The following is a 7,633-nucleotide window of genomic DNA, read 5'->3' on the forward strand; positions in this document are numbered from 1 at the left end:
GGTGGGGAAAAACTGGCGGCTTCTGGTGTCTTCGGGCGATGCCACGACGATCATGGACGTGTCGTCCGAAGCCGGTTGGGACTTCGGAGTAATGGCGTGACGACCATTGACGATCTACAGGTCGCCGGGCGGCGGATCATCGTCCGCAGCGACCTGAACGTTCCGCTGGACCGTTCCGGCGACACACCCCGGATCACCGACGACGGGCGGGTCCGCGCCAGCGTGCCCACCATCCGGGCGTTGCTGGACCGGGGTGCCCGGGTGGTCGTCTCCTCCCATCTGGGACGGCCCAAGGGCACACCCGACCCGGCGTACTCGCTCGCCCCGGTCGCCGGCCGGCTCGCGCAGCTGCTCGGCCGGCCGGTCGCGTTCACCGGGGACGGCACCGGCGACATCGCCGGCACACACGCGCAGAAGATTGTCGCCGGGCTGGGCGACGGTGAGATCGCGCTCCTGGACAACCTCCGGTTCCACCCGGGGGAGACCAGCAAGGACGCGGCCGTGCGGGCCGCGTTCGCCGACCAGCTCGCCGGGCTGGCCGACTACTACGTCGGGGACGCCTTCGGCGCGGTCCACCGGGCGCACGCCAGCGTCGTGGACCTGCCCGAGCGGCTGCCGCACGCGGCCGGGCAGCTCGTGCTCAGGGAGCTTGAGGTGCTGCGCACCCTCGCCAGCGGCGCGGCCCGTCCCTACGTTGTCGTCCTCGGCGGGTCGAAGGTCAGCGACAAGCTCGGGGTGATCCGGGCGCTGCTGCCCAAGGTCGACGCCCTGCTCATCGGCGGCGGGATGTGCTTCACCTTCCTGGCCGCCCAGGGCCACGGCGTCGGCGGGTCACTGCTGGAAGCGGACCTGATCGACACCACGAAGGGCCTGCTCGCCGAAGGGGGGGACCGGATCGTGCTGCCCACCGACGTGGTGGTGGCCGACGAGCTCTCCGTCGACGCGCCCACCGCCGTGGTGGCGGCCGGGGCCATCCCGGCCGGCCGCAAGGGCCTCGACATCGGGCCGGCGTCGGTGGCTCTGTTCGCCGGTCGGCTGCGCGGCGCCCGCACCGTCTTCTGGAACGGCCCGATGGGCGTGTTCGAGCTCCCGCCGTTCGCGGCCGGAACCCGTGGGGTGGCCGAGACGATCGCCGGGCTCGACGGCCTGACCATCGTCGGCGGCGGTGACTCGGCCGCGGCCGTGCGCACCCTCGGTATCGACGAGGAGGCGTTCACCCACATCTCCACCGGTGGCGGCGCCAGCCTCGAATACCTGGAGGGCAAGACCCTGCCCGGACTCGCAGCATTGGACGTGTGATGGCAAGCGAGAAGAACGAGAAGAACGAGAAGAACGAGAAGAACGAGAAGAACGGGAAGAACGGGAAGAAGAAGCCCCGGGGGACGGGCCGGCGCATCCTGGTCGCGGGCAACTGGAAGATGAACCTCAACCATCTTGAGGCGATCGCGCTGGTCCAGAAGATCGCTTTCGACCTCAAGCCGGTCGAGCTCGACAACGCCGAGGTCGTCGTCCTGCCCCCGTTCACCGATCTGCGCAGCGTCCAGACCCTTGTCGACGGGGACAAGCTCGCGATCGGCTACGGCGCGCAGGACCTCTCCCCGCACGGCTCCGGCGCCCACACCGGGGATATCGGCGGGCCGCTGCTCGCCCGGCTGGGATGCGGCTATGCGGTGGTCGGCCACTCCGAGCGGCGCGCGGACCATCACGAGGACGACGCCCTGGTGGCGGCCAAGGCGCGGGCCGCCTACGCGCACGGGATCACCCCGATCCTGTGCGTGGGCGAGCCCGAGCCGGTGCGGGTGGCCGGCGACCACGTCCGCCATGTCCTCGCGCAGCTCGACGGCTCCCTGGCCGGGATCACCCTGGAGCAGGCGCGCACGCTGGTCGTCGCCTACGAGCCGGTGTGGGCGATCGGCACCGGGCGGACCGCGTCCGCCCATGACGCGCAGGAGATGTGCGCGGCGATCCGGGGGCGGCTCGCCGAGCGTTTCGACGCGGGAGTCGCCGCGGTCATCCGTATCCTCTACGGCGGTTCGGTGAAGGGCTCCAACGCGGCGGAGCTGTTCACCCAGCCCGACGTGGACGGCGGGCTGGTCGGCGGCGCGAGCCTGGACGCGGCGGACTTCGCGGCGATCGTCCGCAGCGCCCCGCCGAGCTGACGGCGGCTACGAACCGTCACCGGCGATGCCGGTGACTCCGGTGACTCGATCACGGGCTGTGCCGGCCGGCGCGGTCCGTGATCGCGACCGGTGCCGTGGGAACAGCCGACGGACACGGCCGGCCCGGGGTGTGCTTGGGTGGCTTGCGGTGGCGGGGTGCGGCCCCGCCGGGAAGGGGCTCGAACCCAAGTGGCCGCCAGGGGCATGCCGCGCTGTCGTGCGATCATCCGGGCCGGAACCGTCACGGTCGTCCTCGGCCTTCTTCTCGCCGCCTGTACGGGCGGGGGAGGAGGCCGGCAGGCCCCGTCCGACCCGTCGGGCCCGCCCGCGGCGATCAGCAGCCGGGTCATCGCCGCCTCGCCGCGCGACGGCGGGACGCTGCGGGTGCTCGCCACCGCCGACTGCGACTCCTGGGATCCCCAGCGCACCGCGTCCGTGCGCTGCTGGAACCAGCAGCGGTGGATCTCCCGGCAGCTGGTGACGTACGCGCCCAGCCCCGGCGCGCTCAGGCTGGCCGGTGACCTCGCCACCGAGGTGCCGGCCCCGAAGGACCTGCGCACCTGGACGTACACGCTGCGGGAGGGGCTGGCCTTCGAGGACGGCACCCCGATCACGTCCCGGGACGTCAAGTACGGGATCGAGCGGGCCTTCGCCCCGGAGCTGGCTGGGGGCTCCGGGGGCTCCGGGGGCGCGGGCTCCGGCGAGGTGGTGCGGCTTCTCCAGGACGAGAAGAACCCCTACCGGGGTCCCTACACCGACCCCACGCCCGACCGTCTCGGGCTGGCCGCGGTGACCACGCCGGACGACAGGACCATCACGTTCCGGCTCAACCGGCCGTTCGCGGACTGGAACCTGCTGATGGCCTCCCCGGTCTCCACACCGGTGCCGCGGGCGCACGACACCGGCGCCGGGTACGGATCCCGGCCGGTGGCGTCCGGGCCCTACAAGATCGAGAACTATCGTCCGGGGGAGTCCCTCACCCTCGTGCGCAACCCGGAGTGGGACAGGCAGACCGACCCGAACCGGCCCGCCCACCCCGACCGCGTCGTTGAACGCATGGGGCTCGCCGCGGCCGACATCGACAGCCGCATCCTGACCGACCAGGCCGACATCGCCGCCGACCAGAGCGGGGTGGGCGCCGAGGCCACCGCCCGGATCAGCGCGAACCCCGGCCTGCGCGCGGCCCGCACCACCAGCGAGGCCACCGGCGGGCTGCGCTACCTGGCCGTGGTCACCACGGTCGCGCCGTTGGACAAGCTCGCCTGCCGCAACGCCGTGGCCTGGGCGGTGGACAAGAGCGCACAGCAGACCGCACGGGGCGGCCCCCTCGTCGGGGGCGACATCGCGGCCACGATGCTCACCCCGCCGGTGCGCTCCTTCTCCTGGTTCGACCTCTTCCCGAGCCCCGGCGGCAGCGGGAACCCCGCAAGGGCGAGAACAGAACTGGGCGCCTGCGGCCGGCCGGACGGCTTCGAGACCACCCTGGTCACCCGGTCGGATCCGCTCTCCCTCGCCCAGGCCGAAGCCGTCCGCGCCTCACTCGCCCGGGCCGGCATCACGGTCACCGTCGTGAAGTTCGACGACGCCGGGTACGCCGCGGCGGTGGACAGCCCCGAGCACGTCCACACCATGAAGTACGGCCTCGTCCTGGCCGCCGGCGCGGCCACCCGGCCGACGCCGTACGCGTTCCTCGCCCCGCTCGCCGCCAGCGGCTCGATCCGGCCGCGGTACAGCACCAACATCGCCGAACTGGCTCTGCCCGCGGTCGACCAGGGTCTGGAGCAGGGCATCGGGGCCGCTGACAGCGAGGACACGGCGAGCCTGTGGACGCAGACGGACCGGGCGGTCGTGGGGTCCGCCGCCTACGTCCCGCTGCTCTACGACCGGGCGCTCAACATCTACAGCAGCCGGCTCACCAACATCCACTACTCGCCCGGGTTCATGATGACGGACTTCGCCTCGCTCGGTGTCGTACCGTAGGGCGTCATGGCGGCCCGTCGGAGGGCCACGGCTCGCACGGGCATGATCCGATGGTGGTGCGCCGCGCCGGCCGCGGGACCGCCGTGCGGTAGCTTGGCACGAATGCCGCCGGTCAGCCCCGCCGAAGGCAGTGCGATGATCGTTCGTTGCGCTGCCGGAGGTTGCTGAATCGGTATGGTCGAAGGCGATGCGATGATCATTTGTCGCGCTGCCGGGGGCCGTCGGGTGCGGGTATGGCCGGAGGGGGTGCGATCATGGTTGCTCGTGTCGGGCTTCCTGCCGCGTCGCGCGATGACACGGCCGGGCCGGGCGGTTTACATGATCACGGGATGACGGTGTGGGAGCGGGTCCGGAGATGACTGTTGGGCTGTCGATTGTCCTGATCATCACGAGTGTGCTTCTGCTGCTGCTCGTCCTGTTGCACCGGGCCAAGGGAGGCGGGCTGTCCAGCCTGTTCGGCGGCGGTGTCTCCTCCTCGCTCGGGGGCTCCTCGGTGGTGGAGAAGAACCTCGACCGACTGACGGTCATGATTGGGCTGATCTGGCTCACCTGCATCATCGGCCTCGGCCTCCTGCTCAAGGGGTGAGCGGCCGCTGGCGTACCCGGATCCCGGCCTGGCTGCTCTGCGTGGTCGTCCTTGCCACGCTCGCGGCCTGCGGAGGTGCTGGACAGCCGGCACCCATACCGGTGACTTCGGTTATACCCACGGTCACCACTGATCCAACGGACAAGCCGGGTGGGACGCTGCGCCTGGTCACCGGGAGGATGCCCAGCGGTGATCCGGGCTGGGCGACGGACGCCGGTTCGCGGATGCTGCTGCGGCTGGTCTCCCGTCAGCTCTACTCCTACCGGGCCAGCCCCGACCCGGTCTTCACCGCCGCGCCCCTGCCGGACCTGGCCGTCGGGCCGCCGGCGGTCAGCGCGGACGGGAAGACCTACACCGTCACCCTGCGCCCGGCCGCGCGCTGGGACACCCCCGGGATCAGACGGGTCACCGCGACCGATGTCGCCCGCGGCGTCAAACGGCTGTGCACGCCGCCGGACCCGTCGCCCATGCGCGGCTACTTCGCCGCGACGGTCGCCGGCTTCGCAGCCTACTGCGACGAGCTGATGAGAACCCCGCCCGAGGGGGTACGCGACTTCATCGAACGTCGCGGTATCGACGGCGTCCAGGTCGTCGGTGACGACTCGATCGAGTTCCACCTGCTCGCCCCGGCCGGGGACTTCACCGACGTGCTGGCCCTGCCCGCGGCTTCCCCGGTGCCGCTGGAAGCCCTCGCCTACGCCCCGAACTCGCCCGAGTACCTGGAAAACCTGATCTCCGACGGGCCGTACCACTTCGGTGACACGCTCGGTGACGGGTCCTTCCGGCTGTCGCGCGACCCGGCGTGGGTCGCCTCGTCCGACGGCATCCGCCCGGCGCTTGCCGATCACGTTACGGTGCGTACCGGTGTCGACGCGGCCGCTGCCCAGGCCGAGATCGACGCCGACCGGGCCGACATGGCGATGGACAGCACCGTCCCCGCCGCCGACGTGGCAGCGCTGGACACCCGGGCCGACGGCAGGCTGTCCACGGACGGCCCCGGTTCCACCGTGCTGCTCACCGTCGGCCAGCACGGCCCGGCGTCGGCGGCGCTGCGTGGCGGCGGCGTCCGGCAGGCGCTGGTGTACTGCGTGGATCGCGCCGCCGTGGCCGCGGCGCTGGGCGGGCCGGTCCTGGCCACCACCACCGCGCAGATGCTGCAGCCGGCCATGGCCGGTTTCCAGCCGCGCGACCCGTTCCCGACGCTGGGGTCGACCGGCGATCCGGCGCGCTGCCGGGAGGGGACGCGGACCGCCGCCGGCGGCGGTCCCCTGACCGCCCTGGTCCTGCTCACCACGGACTCCGCCGAGGACGCCGCTGTCGCGTCGGCGCTGCGGGACGCCTTCGCCCGCGCGGGGGTGACGCTGCGGGTCGATGTGGTCCCCGCCGCGGACTACCCAGGCGCCGCCGTCCCCGCGAGCGCCGCCGTCCCCGCGAGCGCCGCCGTCCCCGCGAGCACGGTGGGCTGGGATCTCGCCCTGACCAGGGTGACGCCGCAGTGGTTCGGCAATGCCGGGCGCAGCGTGTTCCAGCCGCTGCTGGAACCGCAGTGGTCGGGCTCCCGGCCGGCCGACGGCGGATACCGTAACGACCGGGTCGCGCAGCTGCTGCGGGACGCCCTCGGGGAGCGTGACCCGGTCGCGCTCTCCACCCGCTGGGGCGACCTGGAGCGGGAGCTGCTCACCGACGCCGCCGTCATTCCGCTCGCGGTCACCGTCGCGCCCCGTTTCCACAGCGCCAACGTCCGCGGCTTTCTGCGGGTCCCCTCGCTGGACGCCGCCGACCCCACCGCCGTCTCCCTGGGCATCGCCTAGGACGAGAGGCCGGAGCCTGGGACGAGAGGCCGGGTGAGAGCGTGCGAGCGGAGCGGTGACATGGTTGCCGCTTCCTTCCCAGCCCGTGTTTTCCATGCCACGGCTCCGTTCGCAGGCCTGGGCGAGCGGGAGGAGCGGTGACGGCGTTCGGTCACCAGAGCGGATTGTGAGGGTGACCGATGGTGGTCGGTGCGACGAGATCGGCCCTTCTCGTCTTACACTCGGTCAGGCCGGCTGGCGGCTGGGGGGCCGGATCCGGAGTCAATCAGCGGGACGAGACAAAGGAGCATGCGGACCGTGGCAGGTGGTAACGCCATCAGAGGAAGTCGGGTAGGGGCGGGGCCCATGGGGGAAGCCGAACGCGGTGAGACGGCCCCGCGACAGCGGATTTCCTTCTGGTGCGCCAACAATCACGAGACCAGGCCGTCGTTCGCCGCGGACGCCACGATTCCCGAGACCTGGGACTGCCCGAACTGTGGCTTCCCAGCGGGTCGTGACCGCGACAACGCGCCCGCTCCGCCCAAGACCGAACCGTACAAGACGCACCTCGCCTACGTTCGGGAGCGGCGCAACGAGAAGGACGGGGAGGCGATCCTGGCCGAGGCGCTGGCCAAGCTGCGCGGCACTGCATAGCCGCGTGGCACTGCATAGCCGCGTGGCACTGCATAGCCGCGTGGCACTGCATAGCCGCGTGGCACTGCATAGCCGCGTGGCACTGCATAGCCGCGTGGCACTGCATAGCCGCGTGGCACTGCACAGGCCGCATGGCGGCACCGCACGCCCGGCCTGGTAGCGCCCGGCCGGGCGTGTGCTGTCTGGCCGGCGGGGCCTGGACGCGACGGTTTGCGATGGTCCGTGTCCGGGCCCCGCCGGCCGGCTCTGCCACCAGGCGGGACGAAGCTGCCACCAGGCGGGACGGAGTTCGTTGCGCTCTGCCAAGAGCTGTAGCTGGCGGTGGTGCTGGCGCTCTGGCAGCTCAGGCGGCGGTGCTGGCGGCGTTCCGGCCGGGGAGGCTCATCCCGCTGGGACCCGGCGCGCCCGCGGTGCCCCGGCGCTGACGGGCCTGGCCGCGGCGGCCCGGTCCACCAGCCACAGCG

6 protein-coding genes are annotated in these 7,633 nt (G+C 72.4%); all 6 read left to right on the top strand.

The features are described from left to right. Positions 1-96: 96 nt before the first annotated feature. Positions 97-1,299 (top strand): phosphoglycerate kinase, encoded by a 1,203-nt coding sequence (locus NBX02_RS08040; RefSeq protein WP_250283314.1) that lies wholly within the window; start codon positions 97-99, stop codon positions 1,297-1,299. Beyond that, positions 1,299-2,159, top strand: a complete 861-nt coding sequence (tpiA, locus tag NBX02_RS08045) for a triose-phosphate isomerase (RefSeq protein ID WP_250290686.1) — start codon at positions 1,299-1,301, stop codon at positions 2,157-2,159. Before NBX02_RS08040 ends, tpiA begins: the two co-directional genes overlap by 1 nt. A 204-nt stretch (positions 2,160-2,363) precedes the next feature. Beyond that, positions 2,364-4,139, top strand: a complete 1,776-nt coding sequence (locus NBX02_RS08050) for an ABC transporter substrate-binding protein (RefSeq protein WP_250290689.1) — start codon at positions 2,364-2,366, stop codon at positions 4,137-4,139. A gap of 355 nt (positions 4,140-4,494) precedes the next feature. Continuing rightward, positions 4,495-4,725, top strand: a complete 231-nt coding sequence (gene secG, locus NBX02_RS08055; protein WP_250283334.1) for a preprotein translocase subunit SecG — start codon at positions 4,495-4,497, stop codon at positions 4,723-4,725. After that, positions 4,722-6,536, top strand: a complete 1,815-nt coding sequence (locus tag NBX02_RS08060) for an ABC transporter substrate-binding protein (RefSeq protein WP_250290691.1) — start codon at positions 4,722-4,724, stop codon at positions 6,534-6,536. Before secG ends, NBX02_RS08060 begins: the two co-directional genes overlap by 4 nt. Positions 6,537-6,833: 297 nt before the next feature. Continuing rightward, positions 6,834-7,169, top strand: coding sequence for an RNA polymerase-binding protein RbpA (locus tag NBX02_RS08065; RefSeq protein ID WP_013873109.1), 336 nt, complete (start codon positions 6,834-6,836; stop codon positions 7,167-7,169). Positions 7,170-7,633 lie beyond the last annotated feature (464 nt).

It is taken from the genome of Protofrankia sp. CiP1_Cm_nod1, assembly GCF_920888515.1.
Classification (GTDB): Bacteria; Actinomycetota; Actinomycetes; order Frankiales; family Frankiaceae; genus Protofrankia.